Source organism: Nocardioides sp. cx-173 (assembly GCF_021117365.1).
GTDB lineage: Bacteria > Actinomycetota > Actinomycetes > Propionibacteriales > Nocardioidaceae > Nocardioides.
Genome location: NZ_CP088262.1, coordinates 1,861,583 through 1,886,036 on the forward strand (window position 1 = coordinate 1,861,583; position 24,454 = coordinate 1,886,036).

Annotated in this window: 18 protein-coding genes; all 18 read left to right on the forward strand. The window is 73.4% G+C overall.

Annotated elements, in window-relative coordinates; genetic code table 11:
- Positions 1–53 precede the first annotated feature (53 nt).
- From LQ940_RS09055 to LQ940_RS09140, 18 genes are read left to right on the forward strand one after another with little or no spacing between them, the layout of a single operon-like run.
- On the forward strand, positions 54–1,598 hold the full coding sequence (locus tag LQ940_RS09055; protein ID WP_231243681.1) for a phage tail sheath family protein: 1,545 nt from the start codon (positions 54–56) through the stop codon (positions 1,596–1,598).
- A gap of 28 nt (positions 1,599–1,626) precedes the next feature.
- Complete coding sequence (locus tag LQ940_RS09060; protein ID WP_231243682.1) at positions 1,627–2,151, forward strand: phage tail protein; 525 nt, start codon at positions 1,627–1,629, stop codon at positions 2,149–2,151.
- Complete coding sequence (locus LQ940_RS09065) at positions 2,151–2,852, forward strand: hypothetical protein (protein WP_231243683.1); 702 nt, start codon at positions 2,151–2,153, stop codon at positions 2,850–2,852. The genes LQ940_RS09060 and LQ940_RS09065 overlap by 1 nt, the downstream gene beginning before the upstream one ends.
- Before the next feature lie 7 nt (positions 2,853–2,859).
- Positions 2,860–3,594, forward strand: coding sequence for a hypothetical protein (locus tag LQ940_RS09070; RefSeq protein WP_231243684.1), 735 nt, complete (start codon positions 2,860–2,862; stop codon positions 3,592–3,594).
- Positions 3,591–4,853 (forward strand): DUF4255 domain-containing protein, encoded by a 1,263-nt coding sequence (locus tag LQ940_RS09075; RefSeq protein WP_231243685.1) that lies wholly within the window; start codon positions 3,591–3,593, stop codon positions 4,851–4,853. Before LQ940_RS09070 ends, LQ940_RS09075 begins: the two co-directional genes overlap by 4 nt.
- Positions 4,850–6,736, forward strand: a complete 1,887-nt coding sequence (locus LQ940_RS09080; RefSeq protein ID WP_231243686.1) for an ATP-binding protein — start codon at positions 4,850–4,852, stop codon at positions 6,734–6,736. Before LQ940_RS09075 ends, LQ940_RS09080 begins: the two co-directional genes overlap by 4 nt.
- The gene (locus LQ940_RS21740; protein ID WP_269214824.1) at positions 6,733–10,524 is read left to right on the forward strand and encodes an eCIS core domain-containing protein; all 3,792 of its coding nucleotides are present in this window, start codon (positions 6,733–6,735) and stop codon (positions 10,522–10,524) included. The genes LQ940_RS09080 and LQ940_RS21740 overlap by 4 nt, the downstream gene beginning before the upstream one ends.
- A complete protein-coding gene (locus LQ940_RS09090) occupies positions 10,521–10,808 on the forward strand; it encodes a hypothetical protein (protein ID WP_231243687.1) in 288 nt (95 codons plus the stop codon). Before LQ940_RS21740 ends, LQ940_RS09090 begins: the two co-directional genes overlap by 4 nt.
- Entirely contained in the window at positions 10,805–11,449 is a 645-nt protein-coding gene (locus LQ940_RS09095) for a hypothetical protein (RefSeq protein ID WP_231243688.1), read from the forward strand. Before LQ940_RS09090 ends, LQ940_RS09095 begins: the two co-directional genes overlap by 4 nt.
- Complete coding sequence (locus LQ940_RS09100) at positions 11,446–11,820, forward strand: hypothetical protein (RefSeq protein ID WP_231243689.1); 375 nt, start codon at positions 11,446–11,448, stop codon at positions 11,818–11,820. The genes LQ940_RS09095 and LQ940_RS09100 overlap by 4 nt, the downstream gene beginning before the upstream one ends.
- The gene (locus LQ940_RS09105) at positions 11,817–12,944 is read left to right on the forward strand and encodes a hypothetical protein (RefSeq protein ID WP_231243690.1); all 1,128 of its coding nucleotides are present in this window, start codon (positions 11,817–11,819) and stop codon (positions 12,942–12,944) included. Before LQ940_RS09100 ends, LQ940_RS09105 begins: the two co-directional genes overlap by 4 nt.
- A gap of 12 nt (positions 12,945–12,956) precedes the next feature.
- Positions 12,957–13,490 carry a phage baseplate assembly protein V gene (locus LQ940_RS09110; RefSeq protein ID WP_231243691.1) on the forward strand — a complete coding sequence of 178 codons (534 nt, stop codon included), beginning with the start codon at positions 12,957–12,959 and terminating at the stop codon, positions 13,488–13,490.
- Between the two features lies 1 nt (position 13,491).
- A complete protein-coding gene (locus tag LQ940_RS09115; protein ID WP_231243692.1) occupies positions 13,492–13,812 on the forward strand; it encodes a hypothetical protein in 321 nt (106 codons plus the stop codon).
- An 8-nt stretch (positions 13,813–13,820) separates the two neighbouring features.
- Positions 13,821–14,183: a GPW/gp25 family protein gene (locus LQ940_RS09120; protein ID WP_231243693.1), complete on the forward strand. Its 363-nt coding sequence runs from the start codon at positions 13,821–13,823 to the stop codon at positions 14,181–14,183.
- Entirely contained in the window at positions 14,183–16,738 is a 2,556-nt protein-coding gene (locus LQ940_RS09125) for a putative baseplate assembly protein (protein WP_231243694.1), read from the forward strand. Before LQ940_RS09120 ends, LQ940_RS09125 begins: the two co-directional genes overlap by 1 nt.
- A 9-nt stretch (positions 16,739–16,747) precedes the next feature.
- Complete coding sequence (locus tag LQ940_RS09130) at positions 16,748–19,249, forward strand: putative baseplate assembly protein (protein ID WP_231243695.1); 2,502 nt, start codon at positions 16,748–16,750, stop codon at positions 19,247–19,249.
- The gene (locus tag LQ940_RS09135) at positions 19,246–21,348 is read left to right on the forward strand and encodes a hypothetical protein (RefSeq protein ID WP_231243696.1); all 2,103 of its coding nucleotides are present in this window, start codon (positions 19,246–19,248) and stop codon (positions 21,346–21,348) included. Before LQ940_RS09130 ends, LQ940_RS09135 begins: the two co-directional genes overlap by 4 nt.
- Before the next feature lie 21 nt (positions 21,349–21,369).
- On the forward strand, positions 21,370–24,417 hold the full coding sequence (locus LQ940_RS09140) for a DUF6519 domain-containing protein (RefSeq protein ID WP_231243697.1): 3,048 nt from the start codon (positions 21,370–21,372) through the stop codon (positions 24,415–24,417).
- The last annotated feature ends 37 nt before the right edge of the window (positions 24,418–24,454 follow it).

Sequence of the window (24,454 nt, forward strand, 5' to 3'; positions counted from 1 at the left end):
CGACGCCACCCGACCGACCGACCCGACCCGACCCGACCCGACGGGAGCCTGCGATGACCATCAACCTCACCCACCCCGGTGTCTACGTCCGTGAGATCCCGAGCGGCGTGCGCACCATCACCGGCGTCGCGACCTCGGTGACCGCCTTCGTCGGCCGGGCGCTGCGCGGTCCCACCGACCGGCCGGTCCTGGTCCAGAGCTTCGCCGAGTTCACCCGGGCGTACGGCGGCCTGTGGGCCGAGAGCCCGCTCAGCTACGCGGTCTCGCAGTACTTCCTCAACGGCGGCCGGGACGCCCTGGTCTGCCGGGTCCACAACGGCGGCGCGAAGGCGACCGCCACGCTGGCGACCGGCTTCGGCCTCGAGGCGGCCAGCGAGGGCGCCTGGGGGAGCCGGCTCCGGGTCCGGGTCGAGCACGTCGCCGACGAGCCGGGCGACGCAGCCAACACCCGGTTCAACCTGCTCGTCAAGGACACCGCCACCGGCCAGGTCGAGAGCTTCCTCAACCTCTCGACCACCCCCACGCACCGGCGGTTCGTGACCCAGGTGCTCGCCGGCTCCGAGCTGGTCCGCATCCGAGGGGCCGTGCCTGCGACCCGGCCGAGCGCCAGCGGGTCGGCACCGCCCGGAGCGGACGCGCTCGAGCACGCGTCGAGCTCGACCGCCTTCGGCAGCGACGGGTCCGACGGCAGCGCGATCACCGACAACCAGATCTCCGACGCCTCGCTGGAGGCGCCCAAGCGGGGGCTGTGGCTGCTCGAGCTCGCCGACATGGTGAACCTCATCTGCATCCCGCCGCTGACCCGCGCCGCCGACGTCGGCAAGGCGACCTGGGACGCGGCGCAGTCCTACGCCGGACGCCGCCGCGCGATCGTCATCGTGGACCCGCCGAGCGGCTGGACGAACCCGGATGCGGCCATCAGCGGCCTGTCGGCGCACGCCACCCGCACCAGCAACGGGGCGATCTACTACCCCCGGGTCAAGGGCCCCGACCCGCTGCGCGAGAACCGACCCGACACCTTCGCGCCGTGCGGCGCCGTCGCGGGGGTGATCGCCCGCACCGATGCGACCCGCGGCATCTGGAAGGCGCCCGCCGGGCTGGAGGCGGTTCTGGTCGGCGTCGACGAGCTCGACTACACCCTCACCGACGGGCAGAACGGCCGGCTCAACCCCCTCGGCATCAACTGCCTGCGTCAGTTCCCCGTCGCCGGTCGGGTCGTCTGGGGCGCCCGGACCCTCGTCGGCGCGGACCAGCTGGCGTCGGAGTGGAAGTACCTCCCCGTGCGCCGTACGGCGCTCTACATCGAGGAGAGCCTCTTCCGGGGCACCCAATGGGTCGTCTTCGAACCCAACGACGAGCCGCTGTGGGCCCAGATCCGGCTCAACGTCGGGTCCTTCATGAACGACCTGTTCCGGCAGGGCGCATTCCAGGGGACGACCCCCCGCCAGGCGTACTTCGTCAAGTGCGATCGCGAGACCACCACCCAGAGCGACATCGACCGCGGCGTGGTCAACGTCGCCGTCGGGTTCGCCCCGCTGAAGCCGGCCGAGTTCGTCGTCGTGTCCATCCAGCAGCTGGCCGGCCAGCTCGCGGTCTAGCAGCCACCAACCCAGAAGGGACAGCTCCATGGCGACGTTCGCGGTCAACACGCACCGGTTCGACCCCTACAAGAACTTCAAGTTCCGCGTGAGGTGGGACGGCCACTATGTCGCGGGCGTCTCCAAGGTGAGCTCCCTCAAGCGCACCACGGAGGTCGTCGAGCACCGCGAGGGCGGTGACCCCTCCTCGGCGCGCAAGTCCCCGGGGCGCACGAAGTTCGAGGCGATCACCCTCGAGCGCGGCGTGACCCACGACCCGGACTTCGAGCAGTGGGCCAACAAGGTCTGGAACTACGGCTCCGGTCTCGGTGCGGAGGTCTCGCTCAGGGACTTCCGCAAGGACCTCATCATCGAGATGTACAACGAGGCCGGCCAGGTCGCGATCGCCTACAAGGTCTATCGCTGCTGGGTCTCGGAGTTCCAGGCTCAGCCGGACCTCGACGCCAACGCCAACTCGGTGGCGATCCAGACGATCAAGCTGGAGAACGAGGGCTGGGAGCGCGACTACGACGTGGTCGAGCCGGCCGAGCCGACGTTCTCGGAGCCGGTCTGATGCCGCTGACCCCTCGAGACCGGATGAGGCTCTGGGACGCGGTGACGGGGATGCACCCGGTGGACGCCGCGGTCCGGTGCCTCGCGGTCGCCCGCCCCGAGCTCGACGACGCCGCCGCCCTGGCGCTCGGCGACCGCGACGCGGCGCTGCTGGCGCTGCGCCGCGAGGTCGTCGGCGACCGGCTGACGGCGCGCGCCGCCTGTCCGTCGTGCGGCGAGGAGGCGAGCCTCGAGCTCCGCGTCTCGGAGCTCCTGGAGGAGATGGCGGGGGAGCGGCAGTGGGTCCTCGAGCACGACGGCCGGACCCTGTCGGTGCGCGCGCTCACCAGTCGTGACCTGGCCGCAGCGCTCCGAGAGGGCTCTGCGGAGGCGGCCAGGCGAGAGCTGGTCCGGGCGGCGCTGGGGGTCGCGGCGGACGCGCCCGACCCCGACGACGGTACGTCGGCCCGCGTGGCCGCGAGTCTCGTGGAGCACGACCGGGGTGCCGAGGTGCTGCTGGGCTGCAGCTGCGCGGCATGCGGCACCCGGTGGCACGACGTCCTCGACGTCGCCCGGTTCGTCACCGCGGAGCTCGCCCATCAGGGCGTGCGGCTGATGAGCGAGGTGGTCGAGCTGGCGCGGGCGTTCGGCTGGCCCGAGGACGCGGTCCTGGACCTGCCCGATGCCCGGCGCCGGGCCTACCTCGCGCTGGCCGCGGGGTGAACGACCCGTGGACTTCCTGGACCGGCTCGTGGAGCGGCAGCGCAGCCCGCGCCTGGGGGTGCGCCCGGAGCTTCCGTCGCGCTACGAGCCGGTCTCGGAGGCCCTGCGGGAGGTCGAGGACCTCGCGATCGCGACGCGAGACCCCAGCGAGCCGGCGCAGGATCCGTCGCGGTCCGTGATCTCGCAGCGGGCGGTGGAGTCGCCGGTCGTGCGCGCGCCGCAGCCGGACCCGGTCCTTCCGCCGCGACCCGCGGCGGAGACGCCTCGCCCTCGGCCGCTCCCACCGGTCCGCGATCCCGGCGTGCGCGTCATGGGGGACCGCGAGCGGCGCCCGGACGCCGAGTCACCGCCGATCGAGCGGGCTCGAGCCCCGGTGGCCCGACGCGAGCCGCGCGCCGCGCCACCGCTGGTCGAGGTCCGGCCGACGGTCACCGACGAGGCACCGGGTCCGGCACCGAGTCAGGCGGCGCTGCCGACGCCGATGCTGCCCGCGCCGGCGCCGGCGCCGGCCCAGCCGGCTCCCGGGGAGGCGACGCACCGCAGCGAGGGCCCGGAGCCGAGGCCGAGCCGGTCGACGACGGTCTCGATCAGCATCGGGCGGATCGAGATCCGCCCGCCCGACCCGGCCCGGACCGAGACCCGCCCGCGGCCGGACGCACCGGTGGCGCCGCCGCGTCCGGCGTACCGGCCGCGGCTCAGCCTCGAGGGCTACCTCGAGCGGCCCAACCGGGGCCGGTCATGAGCACCGCGCTTGCTGTCGCGGCCGCCACCGAGGCCATCCGCCGCCTGCTCGAGGAGTGGCTCGCCGGCGCGGACATCGACGCCGCGGTCGGCGGGGGACACGCGACGGTCTCGGCGGTGCCTCCGGACCAGCTGACGCTCAGCGGCACCGGCGCCAAGCTCGGTCTCAACGTCTTCCTCCACCGTCTCTCCCTCAACCAGGGGTGGCGCAACGTCGAGCTTCCCTCGTACGACGCGAACGGCACCAAGACCGCCAACCCGCCGCTCGCGGTGGACCTGCACTTCATGCTCTCGGCCTACGGCGCCGGCCAGCTCCACCCCGAGAAGCTGCTGGGCCACGGCATGGAGGCACTCCACCAGCACCCGGTCCTCACCCGCGAGCAGCTCGCGGCCCTGCTCCCGACCGACCTCGCGGCCGCGGGTCTGGCGACCCAGGTCGAGCTGCTGCGGATCGCACCGGAGTCGATCACCGGCGAGGAGGCCTCCCGGCTGTGGTCGGCACTGCAGGCGAAGTACCGCCCCAGCTTCTACTACAGCGCCTCGGTCGTGCTGATCGAGACCCCGGCGCCCGTGCGATCGGCGCTGCCCGTCCTGGTGCGCGGGGGGAGGCTTCCGGGCGGCGCGGAGGCGGGCGTGGCCGTGGCCGCCGACCTGCGACCGCGCTTCCCCACGCTGGTGGCGCTCCAGCCGGCGGCCGGCCAGCAGGTGGTCGAGGCCGGAGGCACGGTCACCGTCACCGGAGAGCTGCTCGCGGGGACCAGTCGGATCGTCCACCTCGTCGACCAGCGCCGCGCCGTGGTCGTCGAGGTCGACGTCGGGGCCGGTGCGAACGCGCAGGTGCTCAGCTTCGGGGTGCCGGCGACCCTGCCGGTCGGGACCTACGACGTCACCGTCGAGGTCCGGCCCGACCCGACCTCCCCTGCCTCGACCACCAACCGGCTGCCGCTCGTCGTCGCGCCGCACATCGTCACTGCGTTCCCGATCGCCGTGACGCGGGACGCAGGCGGGGACGTCACGCTGAGCATCGCCTGCAGCCCCGGCGTCTTCCCCGACCAGCAGGTCTCCCTGATCCTCGGCACCCGGGAGGTCCCGGCGCGACCGCATCCCGCACCCGCCACCACCAGCCTGCAGTTCGTCGTGCGCGACGCGCCCGCGGGGTCACACCTGACCCGGCTCCGCGTCGACGGCATCGACTCGGCCGTCGTCGACCGCGCGGTGAGCCCCCCGGTCTTCCTGGACCGCAGGGTGGTGATCTCGTGAGCGTGACCGACTGGCCCGACGTCGCCGAGCTCGAGGCCAACCAGCGCGGCCTGCACGAGGAGTTCGAGCGCCTCGCCGCGAGCCTGGCGGGCGGCGCCCGGATGAGCGAGCGGGAGCGACCCTCGGCGCCGACCTCGCTGGACCGGGTGGGCGAGGCGTTCGGGCTGACCCCCTTCGAGCGCGGACTGTTGGGGCTCTGCGCCGGGGTGGAGCTGCACACCGGTCTCGCGCAGGCGGTGGCGGCGAGCACGGGCGAGGTGTCGTGGTCGCTGGCGCACGAGCTGCTGCCCGACCCGCACTGGTCGGCGATCACCCCGGCGGCGACCCTGCGCCGCTGGCAGCTCCTGCAGGTGGGACCCGGGCCGGTGGCCCACGCTCCGCTGCGGATCTGCGAGCGGGTCCTGCACTACCTCGTCGGGGTCGACGACGTGGACGTCCTGCTGGCGCCCGTCGTGACCAGGCTCCGAGCACCCGAGCTGCTGCCGGCACCGCACGCGGACCTGGCGGTCCAGATCGCGAGATCCTGGGCCGACCCCTCGTCGCCCTGGGGCGCCGCGGCGCTGCACGGAGACGACCGGGACGGGCGCCTGGACGTCTCCTGGGCAGCCTGTGCCGCCCTGGGCCTGGAGCCGTTCCTGGTGCGCGCGCACGACCTGCCGGTGCTGCCTGGCGAGCGCGACCTCCTCGCCACCGTCTGGACCCGCGACTCCCTGCTCTCGGGGCTGGCGCTGGTGATCGACGTCGAGGAGGGGGGCCCGGAGGCTCCGCTCGCGGGCTGGCTCGAGCGGGTCGACGGGCCGGTGGTCGTCTGCTCGCGGGCCCCGGTGGGACTGCCGGGCGTGGTCCGTCTCGAGGTCAGCCGACCGGACGCTCCGGAGCAGCGCCGGCTCTGGCGCACGGCCCTGGCCGAGCACCACGAGGGGCGTGAGTGGGAGGACGCCGCCGACCTGATGTCGTCCACCCACCGGCTCAGCGCTCGGGAGATCGTGGAGTGCTCCCGGCTGACCGCCGACGCGACGGACCCCGCGGACCTCGGGCGGGCCGTCCGCGGCCAGCTGCAGCACGCCGAGCTGGGCGGACTGGTGCGCCCGATCCGGCCACGCGCCCGGTGGTCGGACCTCGTCCTGCCCGGGGACCGGCTCGAGCTGCTGCACGCACTGGCCGACCAGGTGCTGGCCAAGCGGATCGTGCACGACGACTGGGGCTTCGCAGACACCAGCGCCCGCGGCCTCGCCGTCACCGCGCTCTTCGCCGGCGAGTCCGGCACCGGCAAGACCATGGCTGCCGAGGTGATCGCCCACGAGCTCGGTCTCGACCTGCTCCACGTGGACCTCTCCGCGGTGGTCAGCAAGTACATCGGCGAGACCGAGAAGAACCTGCGCCTGGTCTTCGACGGCGCGGACGCGACCGGCGCGATCCTGCTCTTCGACGAGGCGGACGCCCTCTTCGGCAAGCGCAGCGAGGTGCGCGACAGCCACGATCGCTACGCCAACATCGAGGTCAGCTATCTCCTCCAGCGCATGGAGACCTATCGCGGCCTGGCCGTCCTGACGACCAACGCCCGGGCCAACCTCGACCCGGCCTTCGTCCGGCGCCTCGGCTTCATCGTGCAGTTCCCCTTCCCCGACGCCGAGCACCGGGCCCGGATCTGGCAGGGCGCCTTCCCCGACAAGACCCCGACCCAGGGCCTCGACCCGCGGGCGCTGTCGCGGCTCGCGATCAGCGGCGGTGCCATCCGCAACATCGCCGTGGCCGCCGCGTTCCGCGCCGCGGCGGCGGACCGGCCGGTGGGCATGGCCGAGGTGGCCTGGGCCGCGCGGGCCGAGCTCGCCAAGGCCGAGCGCACGGTCTCGCCGAGCGACCTCGCGGGGTGGGACGCATGAGCACCGGGCGCGAGTGCAGCCACGACCGTGCGGACTCCGGTGGAGCGGTGGTGCGCCCCGCGGGCGACGCCTACGAGGCGCTCGCCGACCGGACCGCGGACACCGTCATGTCGGCGCAGCCGAGCTCGTCGTACGCCCCCGGCCGGACCGGGACGTACGCCGGGTCCGGCGGCGGCGCCGGCCGGCCGCTGACGCGCGAGGAGTCGTCGTTCTTCGGGCCGCGCTTCGGGTTCGACTTCTCCCAGGTGCGCATCCACGCCGACACCGCGGCCGCTGCTCACGCGGACGCGCTGGGGGCGCACGCCTACACCCGGGGGAGCTCGATCACGTTCTCGCGGCCGCCGGAGCTGGCCAGCACCGGTGGCCGGCGGCTGATGGCGCACGAGCTGGCTCACGTCGTCCAACAGTCCACGACGCCGTCCCTGGCCGGGACGGTGCAGCGCCAGGCCAAGACCGCGCCGGGCATCAAGCGCGTGGTGATCTACCGCAAGACCAAGCAGATCAACGTCACGCTCGCCGACGACACGACCATGCGCCTGACGATGAATCCCAAGACCAACCTGGACGCCGGGACCTACACGGGCAAGCACGTCAAGGACTCCACCGACAATGACAAGGTCGTGACCGGCAAGGGCGACCCCGTCGCGAAGACCGATGGCTGGTTCTTCGACTACCCGTCGACGCCGCCCTACAAGTGGCAGGAGCTCGCGACGTCGGACTACGAGCTGATCGTCTATGACAAGCGCCGTCCGGGAACCCGTGCGGAGGAGCTGCCCTCGCCCCAGAAGGGCGGCAAGGACGGCGAGGGCAGCGGGGCCACGGGCTCCTCCACCGACACCGGCTCGGGGGCCGGCGCCGGGGACAAGAAGGGGGCCGGCGACCAGGGCGGGGGCGACAAGGCCGGGGACAAGAAGGGGGCCGGCGACAAGGCCGGGGGCGACAAGGCCGGGGACAAGACCGGGGGCGAGGAGCGGCTACCGCCGGAGACCGACGCGGAGAAACAGGCGAAGGTCGACCGCCTGCTGAAGGACCTCAAGTCGCTGCCCGACGTCGGCGGCAAGCCGATGAGCAAGGAGCAGCTCGCCAAGCTCGCCGAGATGAGCGCCTCCGAGCTCGCCGACGTCCTGAAGTACCTCAAGGAGGCCGCCGCGACCTCCGAGGACCCGATCGACGCCTCGGACGAGCTCGACAAGTACCTCGCGATGAGCCCCTCGGACCGCGAGCTGCTCCGGATCAACCAACACCTGCTGACCGACGCCAAGTCGGGCCCGCTGCCCGACCAGGTCAAGATCGCGCTCGACACCTCCGCCAGCAGCACCCAGAAGCTGGGCGACGCCACCGGCGAGGTCAACCAGCAGCTGGCGAACCTGAAGAAGATCCACGCCAAGGTCACCCACGACACGCTGCTCGACGAGCAGAACGCCGACCTGGACCCGATCGAGCTGGAGAAGCTCCCGGTCTTCCGCGAGATGATGATGCTCGAGGGGCTCCTCGCGGGCGCCAGCACCAAGTCGGCGAAGATCGAGGAGTCCGCGAAGGACCTGACCAAGAGCATCGCCGGGATCCGGGACTACGTCCTGGAGGAGATCCTCTGGCTGGCCGCCGAGCTCGGTGCCAGCTACATCATCGGCGCGCTGACCGGGCCGATCGGCACCGGCCTCGCCGCCGCCCGCGGGGTGATGCTCATCCAGCGGCTCAACAAGCTGCGCAAGTTCCTCCAGAAGGTCGAGCAGGTCTACTCGACCTACCAGCGGATCACGAGCATCGTCGCCAAGGTCAGCGCGGCCTACGCGACCTACAAGTCCTTCGAGACGAACTTCGCCGAGGGTCTCGCTCAGCTGGGCACGCTGCGCGAGCAGGTCGAGGACCCCAACCTCGACGAGCAGGCGGTCGAGCTGGCCCAGCAGAAGCTCGAAGAGCTGGAGAACCAGCTCGTGGACAAGATGCTGCTGCAGCTGGAGAGCAACACCGGCGTCGGGACGCTGCTGGAGTACTTCGACATCCCCGAGGACGCCGTCCACGACGAGGAGCAGCTCCGGCAGATCCTGTTCAACATCCCCCAGGGGCTGCAGGAGCTCGACGCGCTGATGGCCAGGTACCGCGCCAGCGGCCGCGACCTGGAGTCGGTGAAGCTGCTCACCTACAAGGCGGTCCTCGTCGGCGTCCTGCTCTACCCCTTCGTCGGCTTCCTCGCCCGCGAGACCGGCTCCAAGATCCACGAGCTGACGGCCGAGAAGGACCTCAGCGACCGGCTGCTCAGCATCATCGACCGGGCGAGCTCGGGCAAGAAGGGCTACAAGGCGCCCGGAGCTGCCAAGACCCGCACCCAGCTCTCCGCGGCCAAGCGCAAGCCCAAGGCGAAGACCCCGGACCCGAAGAAGAAGGACCCGGGCAAGCCCGCCACGCCGCACGATGCCAAGAAGAAGAAGGGCGACGCCGACCCCGCGAAGGACCCGGCCAAGCCGCAGGAGCCGGGCAAGAAGCCGCCCTCCCACGAGGACACCGGCAAACCCAAGTCGCCGGCCAAGCCGGGGGACACCCAGGACCCGACGAAGAAGCCGGACACCGACGACTCACCGCAGGCCAAGAAGAAGCTCGGGGAGCCGGACCCGGACCCGGCCAAGAAGAAGCCAGGGGAGCCGGACTTGGACCCGGCCAAGAAGAAGCCAGGGGAGCCGGACGCGGCCAACAAGGACCCGAAGGACCCCAAGGACCCGAAGGACCCCAAGCAGACGCCGGGCGGGCCGGACGAGTCCGAGTGGCTGCAGGTCGTGGCGAAGGTGAAGGCACTGCCCGGGCGCAACCTCCCCGAGGGGGCGACCAAGAGCTCGCTGCGCACGCAGGGCAACAAGATCAAGAAGAAGCACACCAAGGTGTGCCGAAGCGTGCGCGTCGAGCGGGTCGCCGGCAAGGGGGAGTGGCGGCTGGTCATCACCCGCAAGGGCGCACCCGGCCAGACCGACGCGACGGTGATGATGGGCTACCGCGAGCGCTGGGAGGAGGGTCGCGAGGCCGTCACCGCCGCGGTCGCGAAGCTGGACGCGGCGAGCAGGACCAAGACGAACATCACCGCCACGATCGCGCCGTTCCAGACCGCCTACACCTACGCCGCCCTCGACGTGGTCGACCACACCACCGCCGACCGGTCGGGGTTCACCGTCGTCGGCCGGATGGGCAACGCGGCCCGGCGCGACATCGTGGACGTCGACGACCTGACCGGGCTGCACACCGGCGAGAAGAGCGACCCGATCCCGATCTACTGGTACAAGCACGAGTCCTGGTACCCGGGCTACGCCAAGCCGCTGAAGCTCACCATCGACGGCAACCCGGTGGACTTCAAGATGACCGACCCGCCGCAGGACGTGACGCTGAAGTCCGGCGAGAAGATCCCCATCGGCGTCGACAGCTCGAACATCGTCAAGAAGGACTCCGTGCTCCTGCGCAAGAGCACTGAGCGCGAGGCCAAGCCCGTCGACAACCTCCGGGCCGCGCTGAAGCGGGCCGGCTACAGCCAGTGGGAGGACAAGGACATCGACCACCTCACCGACCTGGCGTTCCAGGGGAGCAACAAGTACTCCAACCTGTGGCCGCTCAACCGGGAGAAGAACCGGCACGCGTTCAACGGCACGTGGTACCGCAACTACGGCATTCAGTACCTCGACAAGAAGAACCCGCTGACGCTCAAGACCGGGACGCTCTACACGCTCGTGGGCAAGTACTTCAAGATCGAGGGGATCGAGCCGCGGGTGCGCGGCTACGGCGGTCGCACCAAGGGAGCGAAGCCGTGACCGCGCGAGGCAGCCGCCCCACGGCGCGACTCCTCCACGTCGAGCTCACGGTCGACGACCTGGTGGTGCCCGCCGGCGTCGGCGACGAGGCGGCTCTGCGGGAGGCCGTGGAGACCGCGTTGCGCGAGGCCCTCGAGGGCCGGCTGTCCGACGGTGCCGCGGGCATGGCCGAGACGCAGATGCACCCCGACGTGCGGGTCCGGCTCGACGAGCCCCTCGGCACCGAGGCGGCGGGGCTGGGTCGGCAGGTGGCCGCCGAGGTGACGAGAGTGGTGCTTCCATGATCGGCCCGCGCCTGGTCAAGGGCGGCCTGGTGCAGGTCGACGCCGGGAGCGGTGCCGTACGCCGGGTGGTGAGCCTGCAGTACAACCCCGACAGCCTGGTTCGCAACCTCAAGCTCCAGCAGCCTGCGGAGGGCGCCGACGTCACCGAGGCGCTGCGGGTGACCGGACCTCCGGTTGAGACGCTCAAGATCGAGGCGGAGGTCGACGCCACCGATGCGATGGAGAAGCCCGACCGACACGCCGCGACCGTCAGGCTCGGCGTGCATCCGCAGCTGGCCGCGCTGGAGAGCCTGGTCCACCCGAGCGTCGCGGACCTGGTCCGCCGTGACGCGCGCGCCTCGTCGGGGGCGATCGAGATCCTCCCGGCGCAGGGGCCGCTGACCCTGTTCGTGTGGAGCGCGAAGCGGATCCTGCCGGTCCAGGTCACCGAGTTCGCGGTCACGGAGGAGGCCTTCGACGCGCTGCTGAACCCGATCCGCGCGAAGGTCTCCCTCGGGATGCGGGTGCTGACCGCGGGCGACCTCGGCTACGACCGCCGCGGGGGCGGCATCTACCTGTCCTATCTGCGGGCCAAGGAGTCCCTCTCCAGGACGGTGTCCACGGCGCCGCTCAGCACGCTCGGCATCGGAGGTGTCCCGTGAGCGACGACCTGGCCCGTCGGCAGCTTGCCGGCCTGCTGTCCCAGAGCGCGGCGAGCGTCTCGCCCTTCCCTCCGCACAGCCGCTACCACGCGACACCGGTGGCCACGCTGCTCGACGCCCAGGGCAACCCGCTGCGCTACCTGCGACGACGGCTCCTGCCCGACCCGGCCGCGCTCGTCCACGTCGGCGAGCACGTCGTGGCCCCGGAGGACCGCCTGGACCTCATCGCCGCCGTGGCGCTGCAGGATCCCGAGCTGTTCTGGCGGATCTGCGACGCCAACCCCTCGCTGCACCCCGACGAGCTCACCGCGCGGGTCGGCCGGCGACTGCGGATCACCCTGTCCGAGGGCATCCCGGGAGGAGCGCCATGATCGAGTCCGCGGACCTCACCCTCCTCATCGGCCCCGGTGTGCCGGTGCCCGCGCCGCGCAGCGTCATGGAGGCGGTCAGCTCGGTGCGGGTCACGACCGGCCCGCAGCAGTCGGGCTTCCAGGTCGTGTTCGAGGCCGGCCGGGCCTCCGACCTGCTGCGGACGCTGCTGCCGGTGGGGTACTTCGACCCGATCGTGTCCCGGGTGATCGTCATGGTCACGATCCGCGGCCTGCCGCACGTGCTCATCGACGGCGTGGTGACCCACCACGAGCTCACCCCGTCCAACACGCCCGGCGCGTCCACGCTGACGATCACCGGCGAGGACCTCAGCGTGCTGATGGACCTGGTGGAGATGCCGTTCATGCGCTACCCGGCGATGCCGGAGGTCACCCAGCTCTACGCGATCCTGGCCAAGTACGCCGTCTTCGGGATCGCCCCGATCGTCGTGCCGCCGATCGTCAGCGCGGTGCGCAACCCGCTGGAGGGGATCGACACCCACACCGGCACCGACCTGGACTACATCCAGCAGCACGCTGCGCGCTGCGGCTACGTCTTCCATCTCGACCCCGGGCCGCTGCCCGGCTCGAGCATCGCCTACTTCGGGCCGGACGTCCGGGTCCCGGTGCCGCAGCCGGCGCTCAGTGTCAACCTCGACGAGGCCACCAACGTCGACGCGCTGTCGTTCAGCCTCGACGGCAAGGCGAAGAAGATCACCGTCTACACGATCTTCGACCCGGTGACCCACAAGGTCCCGATCCCGATCCCGGTGCCGAACCTCAACCCGTTCAAGCCGCCGCTGGGGCTGCGGCCGACACCGCCGGCGCGGGTCGAGTTCGCCGAGGACGGTGGACCGCTGGAGCCGGCGGAGGCGGCCAAGCGGATCATCGGCGACCTGATGAAGGCCTCCGACGCCATCACGGGGGAGGGCAGCCTCGACGTGCTGGCCTACGGGCGCCCGCTCCGGGCTCGTCAGCTCGTCGGGGTGCGCGGCGCCGGGACGGCCTACGACGGCCTCTACTACGTCAACCGGGTCACCCACGACCTCAAGCCGCACTCCTACAAGCAGTCGTTCTCGCTCTCGCGTGACGGCCTGATCTCGCCGACCCCCGTGGTCCCCGTCTAGAGAGGCTCCCCGATGACCATGACCGCGACCGCGACCCGGCACTTCGGCAAGTACCGAGGCACCGTGATCAACAACATCGACCCGATGATGCGCGGGCGGCTGCTGGTCGAGGCGCCCGATGCCCTCGGCCTGACCCCGTCGAGCTGGGCCGAGGCGTGCGTGCCGCTCGCCGGCCCGACCGGCCCCCCGATGGGCACCTGGTTCGTGCCACCGATCGGCGCGGGGGTGTGGGTGGAGTTCGAGCGCGGCGACCCCTCGCGGCCGATCTGGTCGGGGTGCCGGTGGGGGACGCCCGCCGACCCGCCGACCCTCGCCCTCAACGGGCTGCCGGCCTCGCCGAGCATCGTGTTGCAGACCGCCGGACAGAACGCGATCGCGATCTCGGACCTGCCCGGCCCGACCGGCGGGATCATGCTCAAGAGCACCACCGGCGCGACCCTGATCGTCAACGACACCGGGATCTTCATCCAGAACGGCAAGGGTGCCTCGATCGTGATGACCGGCCCGACCGTGACCGTCAACGCCGGCGCCCTGACGGTGATCTGAGATGCCCGGGCCCATCCTGCACGCCGGAGCCGTGGTCACCTGCGCCCACGGCGGCATGGCGACCCCCTCGGCGCCGATGCCGCGGGTGCTGGTGAGCGCGATGCCGGTCGCGACCCTGCCGGCGCCCTACCTCGTCGCCGGCTGCGCCTTCGTGCCGCCCGCGGGCAACGGTCCCTGCGTCAGCGCCCAGTGGACGATCGGGTCGGTCCGCGTCCTGGTCTCCGGACAGCCCGTGGTCCTCGCGACCGGGCTGGCCACCTGTGTCCCGACCGCCACGCCACTCCTGCCCGTCTCGGGCCAGACCCGCGTCCTCGCGACCTAGGAACGGCCATGCACCTCGAGCACCCCTTCCACTTCGACGGCCGCGGCCGCACGGCCGACGCCACCCACTCGGGGTGGCTGCGCGGGCTGGTGGAGCAGGTGCTCATGACCCAGCCCGGTGAGCGGGTCAACCGGCCGACGTTCGGGTCGGGGCTGCGACAGCTGCCCTTCGAGGGACTCGGCGACGAGCTCGGGTCGGCGACGGAGTTCCTCGTCCAGGCCGCGCTCCAGCAGTGGCTGGGGGACCTGATCGCCGTCGACCGGGTCGACGTCCACGCCAGCGACTCGACGCTGCGGGTCACGGTCGCGTTCACCGAGGTGCGCACCGGCGAAGGCCACGTCGAGACCTACGAGCGGGAAGGGGTGGGCTGATGGACCCGCTCGTCTTCCGGTGCCTCGACGCCGAGGTACGCCGCGCGGCCATCGCCGCCACGCCCGCGCTCAACGCGATCGACTGGCTCGAGGTGGCCGACCTCGTGCCCACCGAGCTGCCGCCGGCCCAGCAGGCGGCGTACTCCTCGCTCCCGCCCGGACCTCAGCGCGAGCAGCTGCTGTGGCAGCGCAAGCTCACCGTGCGCTTCGTCAACGACCTGACCGCCACCCACCAGGCCGGTCTGAGCGCGAGCGGGATCCTCCTCCTCGGCGGGGAGCGGATCCCCGCGCCGTCGGTCGCGGTCCTGGCCACCGGCACGGACGGCGTCACCCTGCGGACCAGCGTCGCCGGCGACACCTCGCGCTACCGCCTCGAGATCGTGCGCTCCGCGATCGACCGGCGCCCGCCGGAGGGCTTCGACCCGCTGCTGAACGGGGTCGACTTCACCTTCAAGGTCGACTGCCCCAGCGACCTGGACTGCCGCCAGGGCCACGTCTGCCTGGGGGACAGCCCGACGCAGCCGCGGCTGGACTACCTGGCCAAGGACTACGCGTCGTTCCGGCGACTGATGCTCGACCGGATCTCCCTGCTGAGCCCGACCTGGTCCGACCGGTCGCCGGCCGACCTCGGCGTCGCGCTCGTCGAGCTGTTCGCCTATGTCGGCGATCGGCTCAGCTATGCCCAGGACGCAGTGGCGACCGAGGCCTACCTCGGCACCGCCCGCTTCCGCCGCTCCGTACGCCGGCACGCGCGGCTGGTCGACTACGCGATGCACGACGGCTGCAACGCCCGCACCTGGGTCCAGGTGCGGGTCAGCGCCGACGTCGACCTCGTGGCCGGGGACCTGAGGTTCCTCACCCGGCTGCCCGAACTGCCGGCGCGGGTCGCGCCGGGCTCCCGGGACGAGACGCGCGCGCTCGCGAGCCGGGCGCAGTGGTTCGAGCCGGTCGTGGCCGAGCTCGACCGGTCCGCGGCCCCGGTGCTGCACCTGCGGGCCGCGCACGACGCGATGGCGGTCTACGACTGGGCCTTCCCCGACTTCGCGCTGCCGCCGGGCACGACGGAGGCGACCCTCGCGGGCCACTTCCCGGACCTGGCGGAGGGTGACGTGCTGGTCCTGGCCCAGACCAAGAGCCCGGTGACCGGGCAGGCCGCCGACGCCGATCCGACGCAGCGGCACGCCGTACGGCTCACCTCGGCCACCGCCTTCGACGGGCCCGCCCCCCTGACCGACCCGCTGACCGCGGCCCGGATCACCCAGGTGACCTGGGCGCCCGCCGATGCGCTGCCCTTCGGGCTGTGCGTGACCGCGTCGGGGGACATCGCGGCAGGCCGGTCGCCGGTGACCCAGGGCGCGCAGGCGTGGGGCAACGTCGTCCTGGCCGACCACGGCCGTACCGTGACGGGGGAGGTCCTCGGGACCGCGAGCGGTGCCCGGTTCCGGCCCACGCTGGCCGAGGCGCCGCTGACCCAGGCCTCGACCGTCCGGGTCCGGGGCCCGCACGGCGCGTCGGTCCGGCGGCGGTTCGACCCGGCCGCGCCCGCGGCGTACGCACTGGTCGGCGACCCGGCTGCCGCGCGGCCCGCGCTGTGGCCCCGCAGCGTCCTCGACGGGGACGCCACCGACTGGACCGCGGTCCCCGACCTGCTCGACGCGGGCGCCGAGAGCCCCGAGGTCGTCGCCGAGCTCGAGGCCGACGGCGTCTGCCGGCTCCGCTTCGGCAGCCACGGCCACGGCCGGACGCCACGCAGCGCGGAGGCCTTCACCGCGGCCTACCGGCACGGCAACGGCGCCGCGGGCAACGTCGGCGCGGACTCGCTGGGCCACGTCGTCACCGCGGACGGGCGGGTCACCGGGGTGCGCAACCCGGTGCCGGCCGTCGGCGGCACCGAGCCCGAGACCATCGAGCAGGCACGGCGCCGCGCGCCCGAGGCGTTCCGGACCCAGCGCCGCGCGGTCACCCCGGCCGACTACGAGCGGGTGTCGATGCAGTCACCCACCGTGCAGCGCGCCGCCGCCACGCTGCGGTGGACCGGCAGCTGGCACACGGTGTTCCTCACCGTCGACCCCGCCGGGGAGACCGGCACCGACACCCTCGTCGACGCCGACTTCGAGCAGGCCCTCCTCGAGCATCTCGAGCCGTTCCGGCTGGCCGGGTACGACCTGGAGATCGACGGCCCGCGGTTCGTCGCACTCGAGCTCGAGCTGGAGGTCTGCGTGGCCGCCGACCACTTCCGCTCCGAGGTCCGTCAGCGCCTCGCTGCGGCGCTGTCGGCGCGCGACAACGGCGACGGGACCCGCGGCCACTTCCACCCCGACACCTTCACCTTCGGCCAGGCCGTCCACGTCTCGCCGATCCTGGCGCGCGCCCGAGCCGTGACGGGCGTGGACTCGGCCCGGGCCGTGGTCTTCCAACGGCTCGGCTCGGCGTCGCCGGTGCCGCTCGCGGAGGGCCGGCTCACGCTGGGCCGGCTCGAGGTCGCGCGACTGGAGAACGACCCCGACTTCCCCGAGCACGGCGTGCTCCGGATCGTCCTGCACGGCGGGAAGTGAGGTGAACCGATGAGCGAGCCCGGGACCTGCGCCGACGGCTGCGGCTGCGGCTGCGACCCGGTCGTCCCGCAGACCCCGGAGCCGGTCGACAACGCCCCGGGGCAGTCCTCGATCGGCTACCGGGTCGCGCGGCACAGCTCGGTGAAGGGCGCGATCCTGCGCGGGCTCTCCGAGCACGACCTGCCCGCCCTCGGCGGGCTCGGCGCCCGCGACGACGTGGACCCGACCATCGCGCTCGCCGACGGGTTCGCCGCGATGGCCGACGTGCTGACCTTCTACACCGAGCGCCTCGCGCACGAGTCGTTCCTGCGCACCGCCACCGAGCGCTTCTCGGTCGTCGAGCTGTCCCGGCTGATCGGCTACCGCCCCGACCCCGGCGTGGCGGCGGACGCCTGGCTGGCCTTCACCGTCGAGGAGGCGCGCACCCTCCCGCGCCGGCCGGCCGAGCCGGTCGCGGTGCACGTCGGCACCCAGGTCCAGAGCGTTCCTGGCCAGGACGAGGCCCCGGTGACCTTCGAGACTGTCGCCCCGATCGTGGCTCGGGCCGAGTGGAACGCCGTGCCGCCCGCCCGCGATGCGTGGCCGACCACGCTCCAGGGCCGCACCTCCCTCACCCTGGCCGGCACCGGGCACCGGCTGGCCCGCGGCGACCGGATGCTCCTGCTCGGCGCGACCCGCGCGGTCCAGCCCAGCGGCACCGACTGGGCGGTGCGGGTCCTGGTCGACGTCGCAGAGGACGCCAGGCGCGACACCACGGTGGTGACCTGGCAGGGCGCGATCGGTCCGGCGATCACCGTCGCGGGGGCGACGGTGCACGTCTTCCGGCTGCGGGCGCCGATGTTCGGCCACAACGCCCCCGACCCCCGCCTGATGTCGACCTCCGGCACCTCGCTGGCCGAGCTGGCCGATGTGGGCGCGGGGACCTGGAACGACTTCGACCTGCCCACCGACGAGGTCGACCTCGACCAGGCCTACTCCGAGGTGGTGACCGGCGGCTGGCTCTACGTGCAGCAGGCGGGCGCGAGCGCCCACCTGGCGAAGGCGACGGCGGTCTCCCACCCCTCACGCAGCGACTTCGGGCTGGCCGCCAAGGTCACCCGGGTCAGCCTCGATCTGGCCTTCGCGGACCCTCCCGCCTTCGCCCGGCGCGAGTGCACCGTCCGTGCGGCCAGCGAGGAGCTCTCGCTCGCTCCCGACGAGCTCACCGGCGCCGTCGAGGGGCGGGAGGTGGTGCTCGACGCCGAGGTGTCCCTCGCCGCCGGGCAGCCGCTCGCCGTCCACGGGCCTCCGTACGGCTCCGGAGCCGGGGCCCCGGTCGTCTCGGAGGTCGTCCTCGTCGCCGAGGGGGCCGACGCGGTCACGGTCGCCGACGGCCGTACGACGGTGCGGCTCGCGACCCCGCTCTCGCGGTCCTACGACCGGGCCACCTCGAGCTTCAACGCCAACGTCGCGTCGGCCACCGAGGGCGTGAGCGTCGGGGAGATCCTGGGCAGCGGCGACGCCACCGCGGCCGGCCAGGCCTTCGTCCTCAAGCAGCGGCCGCTCACCTGGACCGCGGACGCCACCGGCCGCGCGTCCGCACTCGACATCCGCGTCGACGGCGTCCTCTGGAGGCGGCGCCCGACCCTGTTCGAGGCCGGGCCGGACGAGCGCGTGTACGTCCTGGAGACCCGCGACGACAGCACCACGCTGGTCCGCTTCGGCGACGGCGTCGAGGGCGCCCGGCTGCCCACCGGCCAGGCGAACGTGCGCGCCGACTACCGCACCGGGCTCGGGGAGGACGGCAACGTGCGCGCCGGCCAGGTCACCACGCTGCTGTCGCGGCCGCTGGGGGTGACCGGCGTGACCAACCCGGCTGCGGCGACCGGCGGCGAGGACCCCGAGCCCCTCGACCTGGCGCGGCGCAACGCCCCGGTCACCGTCCGCACGCTGGACCGGGTGGTGTCGCTGCTCGACGTCGAGGACTTCGCCCGCGCCCACCCCGGCATCACCAAGGCCGGCGCCGTCTGGGTCCCGACCGGGCCCGCGCGCGGGGTCGTCGCCACGGTGACCGGACCCGGCGGCGCGGTGGTCGAGGCCTCGGCGCCCACCCTGCTGCGGCTGCGCTCCGCGCTGCGCGACGCGGGTGACCCCAGGCTCCCGTTGGCGCTGATGCGCCACCGTCCGGTGCCGCTCACCCTCGCGCTGCGCGTGCTGCCCGACCCCGACCACGTCGCCGAGACGGTCGTCGCGGGGGTGCGCGCGGGACTGCTGGCGGCGTACGGCTGGGAGAGCCGGGACCTCGGCCAGCGCACGAGCATCGACGAGGTCGTCACGATCGCGCACGGCGCCCCCGGCGTCGTCGCCGTCGACGTCGACCGGCTGCGCCGCCCGGACGCGCCGGCGGGGGTCGAGGTCCAGGAGCGGGTGCCGGTCCACCCCGGCGGTCTTGACGCCGCCACGGGCGAGCCGGTCGGTGCCGAGCTCCTCGAGCTCCGCGAGGAGAACCTGAGCGTGGAGGTGATGACGTGACCACCACGGGCGCCGACCTGCTGGCCCTGCTGCCGGCGATCTACCGGCTGCGCGACGAGGAGCTCGCCGGGCGGCTGCCGGCCCAGCTGAGCGCGGGTGCGCAGGCCGAGCTGCTCGCGCTGGAGGCGCTGGGAGGCGCGGCGGACGCCCAGGACTCCGCGCGCCGCGAGGAGCTGCGCGCCGCGCTGGCCCGCGGACCGCTCGGTGCCCTGCTCGAGCTGGTCGCGCGGCAGGTGGCGGTCCTGGAGGACAGCGTCGACCAGCTCTACGACGACCTGTTCGTGGAGACCGCCGCACCCTGGGTGCTGCCCTATCTCGGCGACCTGATCGGCTACCGGCTGCTCCACGGGAGCACGCCGGGTGTCGGGTCGGGCACCGGGTCGGCCCGGGGCCGGCGGGCCGAGATCGGCCACACGATCGCGCTGCGCCGGCGCAAGGGCACGGCCTCCATGCTCGAGCAGCTGGCGCGCGACGTGACCGGCTTCCCGGGGGCCGCGGTGGCCGAGCTCTTCACGCGCCTCGCGACCACCCAGTCGATGAACCATGTCCGCCGCCACCACCGGGTCGCGCCGTCGATGCGCGAGGGCGCCGCGACGGACCGGGTCGGCTCGGCGTTCGACGCGTTCGCCCGGGCCCTCGACGTGCGCGCGATCGAGCAGGGCGCCTCGCGGCCCAACGTGGGCAACATCGCCTGCTTCGTCTGGCGCCTCGACGCGCTGCGCCTGGAGGGCTCGCCGGGGGTCCGAGAGGACGCGAAGCGCTACCGCTTCCACCCGCTCGGCATCGACTGCCAGCTGGTCCAGCGCCCCGAGCGCGAGGAGGAGATCAGCCACCTCGCCGAGCCCTTCAACGTCCCGGGACCCATCACCAGGCGGCGCCTGCTCGACGACCTGCCGAGGCTGTACGGGCCCGAGTCGAGCCTGGCGATCTGGCTGGACGACGCGCTGGTGCCCGTCGCCGACGTGGTCGCGGCCAATCTTGCCGACGCCCCGGGCGGCTGGATGCGCACCCCCGCAGCCGGGAAGGTGCTGGTCGACCCGGTGCTCGGCCGGCTCGCCGTCTCGGGCACTCCCACCCGGGTCGAGGTCATGTTCCACCGGGCCGGGGTGAACGGCGCCTTCGGTGGGGAGTACCCGCGGGCGCACACCTTCGGCGGCCTCGCGGGCGCGGTGGTCCGGGTGCCTCAGGACCATCCCACCGTGCAGGCGGGCCTCGACGCGCTGGCCGGCTCGGGCACCGTCGAGATCACCGACTCGGGCACCTACGCCGAGAGCCTCACGATCACCGTGCTGCCCGGCGCGATGATCCAGCTCCGCGCTGCCGACGGGCGCCGACCGACCCTGGCACTGACGGGCGAGCTCACGGTGCAGGGCGGGTCCGGCTCGGAGGTGGAGCTCAACGGGCTGCAGCTGACCAACCGCCCGGTGGTGGTGCCGGCCGGCAGCCAGCTGGACCGGCTGGCCGTGCGGCACTGCACGCTGGTGCCCGGGGCGCGGCTGCAGCCGGACGGGAGCCCGGTGACCGCGGGCGCGCTGGGGGTCGACGTCCGACGCGACCGCACCGAGCTCACCGTCGAGCACAGCGTGGTGGGCGCGCTCAAGGGTGCGGCCCGGACCCGGATGACGGTCATCCACAGCATCGTCGATGCCACGGACGCCGGCCTCGAGGCGATCGGCGCCGGCGGGTCCGCCGTCGGCGCGCTCACCCTCGAGTCCGCCACGGTGATCGGCAGGATCCGCGCTCAGCAGCTGTCGATGTCGGACTCGATCGCGCTCGGGCTGGTCGAGGTCGTGAACCGGCAGGCCGGGTGCGCGCGGTTCAGCTACCTGCCCCTGGGGTCGCTCGCCCCCCGGCGCCATCGCTGCGCGCCGCAGCAGCCCGTCGACGTACCTCACTTCGCCTCGCTGCGGTTCTCCGCGCCGGCCTACGCGCGCCTGGCGACCCGCACGCCGGAGGCGATCCGGCGCGGCGCGGAGGACGAGTCGGAGATGGGGGCCCACCACCGGCTCCAGGAGCCGCAGCGGATCGCAGACCTGATCACCCGCCTCGACGAGTACCTCCGGCTGGGGCTCCGTGCGGGAGTCGTCCATGAGTCCTGAACAACCACCGAGGAGCATCCGATGAACGGTGACTACAGCCGCTCGACCCATGACCCGCGCGACGGGGAGTCCGCGGTGCTGCTGCAGCAGGGGCGGATCCTCACCGACGCCGACTGGAACGAGCAGGCCGCCCACATCCGGCGGCGCGTCCAGGCCGAGGCGCTCGACACCATCGGCCGCGCCGGAGTCCCCTCCGAGACGCTCGACGGGTTCAAGATCTCGCTCAGCGGGGGAGCCGCCTTGATCGGCATCGGCCGGATGTACGTCGACGGCGTGCTCGCCGAGAACCACGGCCGCCCCGCCGACGCCTGGCGCGCGACCCTGGCCGAGCTCGTCGGCACCACCACCGTGTCCTACAACGCGCAGCCGCACCTGCCGACGCCGCCCCCGCTGCCGAGCACCGGCAAGGTGCTGGTCTACCTCAAGGTGTGGCGCCGCGAGGTCACCGCGGTCGACGACCCCGACCTGGTGGAGCCCGCGCTGGGAGTGGACACCACGACGCGGATGCGGACGATCTGGCAGGTCAAGGCGGTGCCGGTGCCGGCAGGTTTCGTGCCCGGCGCGGCGCTCGCGACGGTCCCCGGGTTCCTCGGCGCCGAGCCGCCTGCGACCGCGCGGCTCAGCGTCGGCACGGCTACCGTCGACATCGACCCGAGCCCGTGCCAGATCTCGCCGACCGGCGGCTACACCGGTGTGGAGAACCAGCTCTACAGGGTCGAGGTCCACACCCCCGGCCCGGCCGGGGCGGCGACCTTCAAGTGGTCGCGCGACAACGCGACCGTCGCCGCGCGGGTCACCTCCATCCCGGCCACTCGGGACCGGCTGGTCGTGGACAGGCTCGGGCCCGACGACGTGCTCTCGCTGCACGACGGGGAGTGGATCGAGCTGCTCGACGAGGCCCGCGAGCTCGCCGGACAGCCCGGCGTCCTACGCCGGATCCGGTCGGGCGGCGGGATCGACGAGGCGACCCGCACGGTGCTGCTCACCCAACCGCTGGGCGCCACCGACTTCGTCCTCGACGCCCAGGGCCGACCGGTGGCCGGCAGCAACCTGCGGATCCGGCGCTGGGACCAGGGCGGCACGCTCTTCGACGAGGGCGGCACCGCCGTCACGGACGCGGCCCTGGCTGGTGGGACGATCACGATCCCGGCTCCCGGCGTACGTCTCCTGCTCGAGCACAACCTGACCGTCGGCTTCTCCTCCGCGCCCGCGGGCGGCCGGTTCCGCACCGGCGACCACTGGCTGGTGCCGGCGCGGACGGCCGCCCCGACCGGCCACGAGGGGGCCGATCTTCCGGCCGCGGGCATCCACGCCCACTACGCCGCGCTCGCGCTGATCGAGGGCGCCACCGTGACCGACCTGCGGCCGGTCTTCCCGCCGCTGAGTGGCCTGGACTCGCTGTTCTACGTCGCCGGCGACGGTCAGGAGGTCACGCCCAGCACACTCTCGCCGGCGCCGGTCCAGCTGCCGATCCGACCGACCGTCGGCGTCTCCCGCGGCCCGATCCCGGTGGCGGATCGCTCGGTGCGGTTCACCCTCACCGCCGGGGGCGGCTCGATCAACGGCGGCGCCGGACCGGTGACGGTCCCGACCGCCGCCGACGGCACCGCGAGCGTGGGCTGGTCGGTGGCGCCCGGCTCGGACCAGTCGACGCTGGAGGCCCGGCTGCTCGACGGCGCGGGCCAGCCGGTGGGGCTTCCGGTGCGGTTCAGTGCCCGGACGCGCCGGGCGGCGACGGTGTCCTACCAGCCCGGGGCCTGCGCCGACCTCGCCGGTGTCGCCACGGTGCAGGAGGCCCTGGACAAGCTCTGCGCGCGTCCGGCGGGGGAGGGCGGCGCGGCCAGCTGCTGCGCGAGCGTGGGGGAGGGCGGCGACTACGGGCGGATCGAGGAGGCGATCCGCGACCTCGCCGACAAGCACCAGGGCCTGGTCTGCCTCTGCCTGCTCCCCGGGGACCACGAGTTCGAGCACGAGGCCATCGACTTCGTCCGGCGGCTCGACATCCACGGCTGCGGCGCCCGGTTGCGGCTGCTCTCGCCGTTCGAGGTCGTGAAGGCCGAGTCCGTGTCGCTGGCGGGGATCGACATCGTGGGCCAGGGAGGGCTGGAGGACCACCTGCTGCTGTGTGTCTCGGTCGACGAGGTGCGGCTGCGCGACCTGGCAGTGCGCACCGAGGGCCGGAGCCTGGGCACTCTGATCTACCTCAGCGACTGCGGCACCACCCGCGTGGACGACTGCCGCCTGGCGGCCGTCCCTCAGGAGCGCGACGGCGGGCGGGACCGGTTCAGCGGCGTCGCGCTCAACCTGCTCACCGCCGCCCGCGACGAGGACCTCCCGGCGCTCGCGATCGTCGCGGAGAACAACCGCAGCACCAGCTTCGCCCGCCGCCGGGTCCCCGCGGCCCAGCTCGAGGGCTTCGCCACCTCACCGCTCGGCATCGCGGACCCCCGACTGGCCCGGGCGGCGGTGACCGCGGCCGAACTGATCCGCAGCGGCGCAGCGTTCGAGCGGTTCGAGCACCTGCAGCCGGAGCTGGCGAGGCTCGGCGAGCACCTCGAGGATCGCTGGGGTGGCTACCCACGAGCGGCGCTGTCGGTCGAGGACCCGCGCGGCCACGTCTTCGTCCGAGGCAACCTCGTCGCGGGCGGGCTGAGCCTCTACGGTGTGGTGACCCCGGACCGGATCGACGAGCTGGAGTCCCGCCTCGAGGAGATCGTGGCCCAGGCGAGCGAGCCGTTCGAGCTCAACGCGGGCGTGAACCGCCTGGTCGTCCAGGGCAACACCCTCGCGTGGACCCTCCTGGCACAGGACCCCGGGAAGGTCCTCGCCTTCGGCAGCGCCGCCTTCAGCGACAACCACCTCATCGGGGGCCCTGTCGAGCTCGCCGCCGGCGCCACCACCTTCCACGGCAACGACCTCGAACGCGGCGATGGCCGGCTCGCGGGACTGCTCTATGCCAACCGGGTCACCGCGACCACGAACGTCGGGCGCGGCAAGGAGTCGTTCCTCATCCTCTCCTCCGCGGTCCGCACGGAGGCCGCCAACGCCGATCTCAGCCTGGCGCCCTAGGCGGATCCACCGCGCGGGCGGGTTCGCGAGGTGGTGG

Bases quoted from the DNA above. Each gene is read 5' to 3' on its own strand.
- LQ940_RS21740 (WP_269214824.1), top strand. From the start codon at position 6,733: ATGAGCACCGGGCGCGAGTGCAGCCACGACCGTGCGGACTCCGGTGGA.
- LQ940_RS09095 (WP_231243688.1), top strand. From the start codon at position 10,805: ATGATCGGCCCGCGCCTGGTCAAGGGCGGCCTGGTGCAGGTCGACGCC.
- LQ940_RS09125 (WP_231243694.1), top strand. From the start codon at position 14,183: ATGGACCCGCTCGTCTTCCGGTGCCTCGACGCCGAGGTACGCCGCGCG.
- LQ940_RS09110 (WP_231243691.1), top strand. From the start codon at position 12,957: ATGACCATGACCGCGACCGCGACCCGGCACTTCGGCAAGTACCGAGGC.
- LQ940_RS09140 (WP_231243697.1), top strand. From the start codon at position 21,370: ATGAACGGTGACTACAGCCGCTCGACCCATGACCCGCGCGACGGGGAG.
- LQ940_RS09060 (WP_231243682.1), top strand. From the start codon at position 1,627: ATGGCGACGTTCGCGGTCAACACGCACCGGTTCGACCCCTACAAGAAC.
- LQ940_RS09130 (WP_231243695.1), top strand. From the start codon at position 16,748: ATGAGCGAGCCCGGGACCTGCGCCGACGGCTGCGGCTGCGGCTGCGAC.
- LQ940_RS09075 (WP_231243685.1), top strand. From the start codon at position 3,591: ATGAGCACCGCGCTTGCTGTCGCGGCCGCCACCGAGGCCATCCGCCGC.
- LQ940_RS09115 (WP_231243692.1), top strand. From the start codon at position 13,492: ATGCCCGGGCCCATCCTGCACGCCGGAGCCGTGGTCACCTGCGCCCAC.
- LQ940_RS09105 (WP_231243690.1), top strand. From the start codon at position 11,817: ATGATCGAGTCCGCGGACCTCACCCTCCTCATCGGCCCCGGTGTGCCG.
- LQ940_RS09120 (WP_231243693.1), top strand. From the start codon at position 13,821: ATGCACCTCGAGCACCCCTTCCACTTCGACGGCCGCGGCCGCACGGCC.
- LQ940_RS09055 (WP_231243681.1), top strand. From the start codon at position 54: ATGACCATCAACCTCACCCACCCCGGTGTCTACGTCCGTGAGATCCCG.
- LQ940_RS09065 (WP_231243683.1), top strand. From the start codon at position 2,151: ATGCCGCTGACCCCTCGAGACCGGATGAGGCTCTGGGACGCGGTGACG.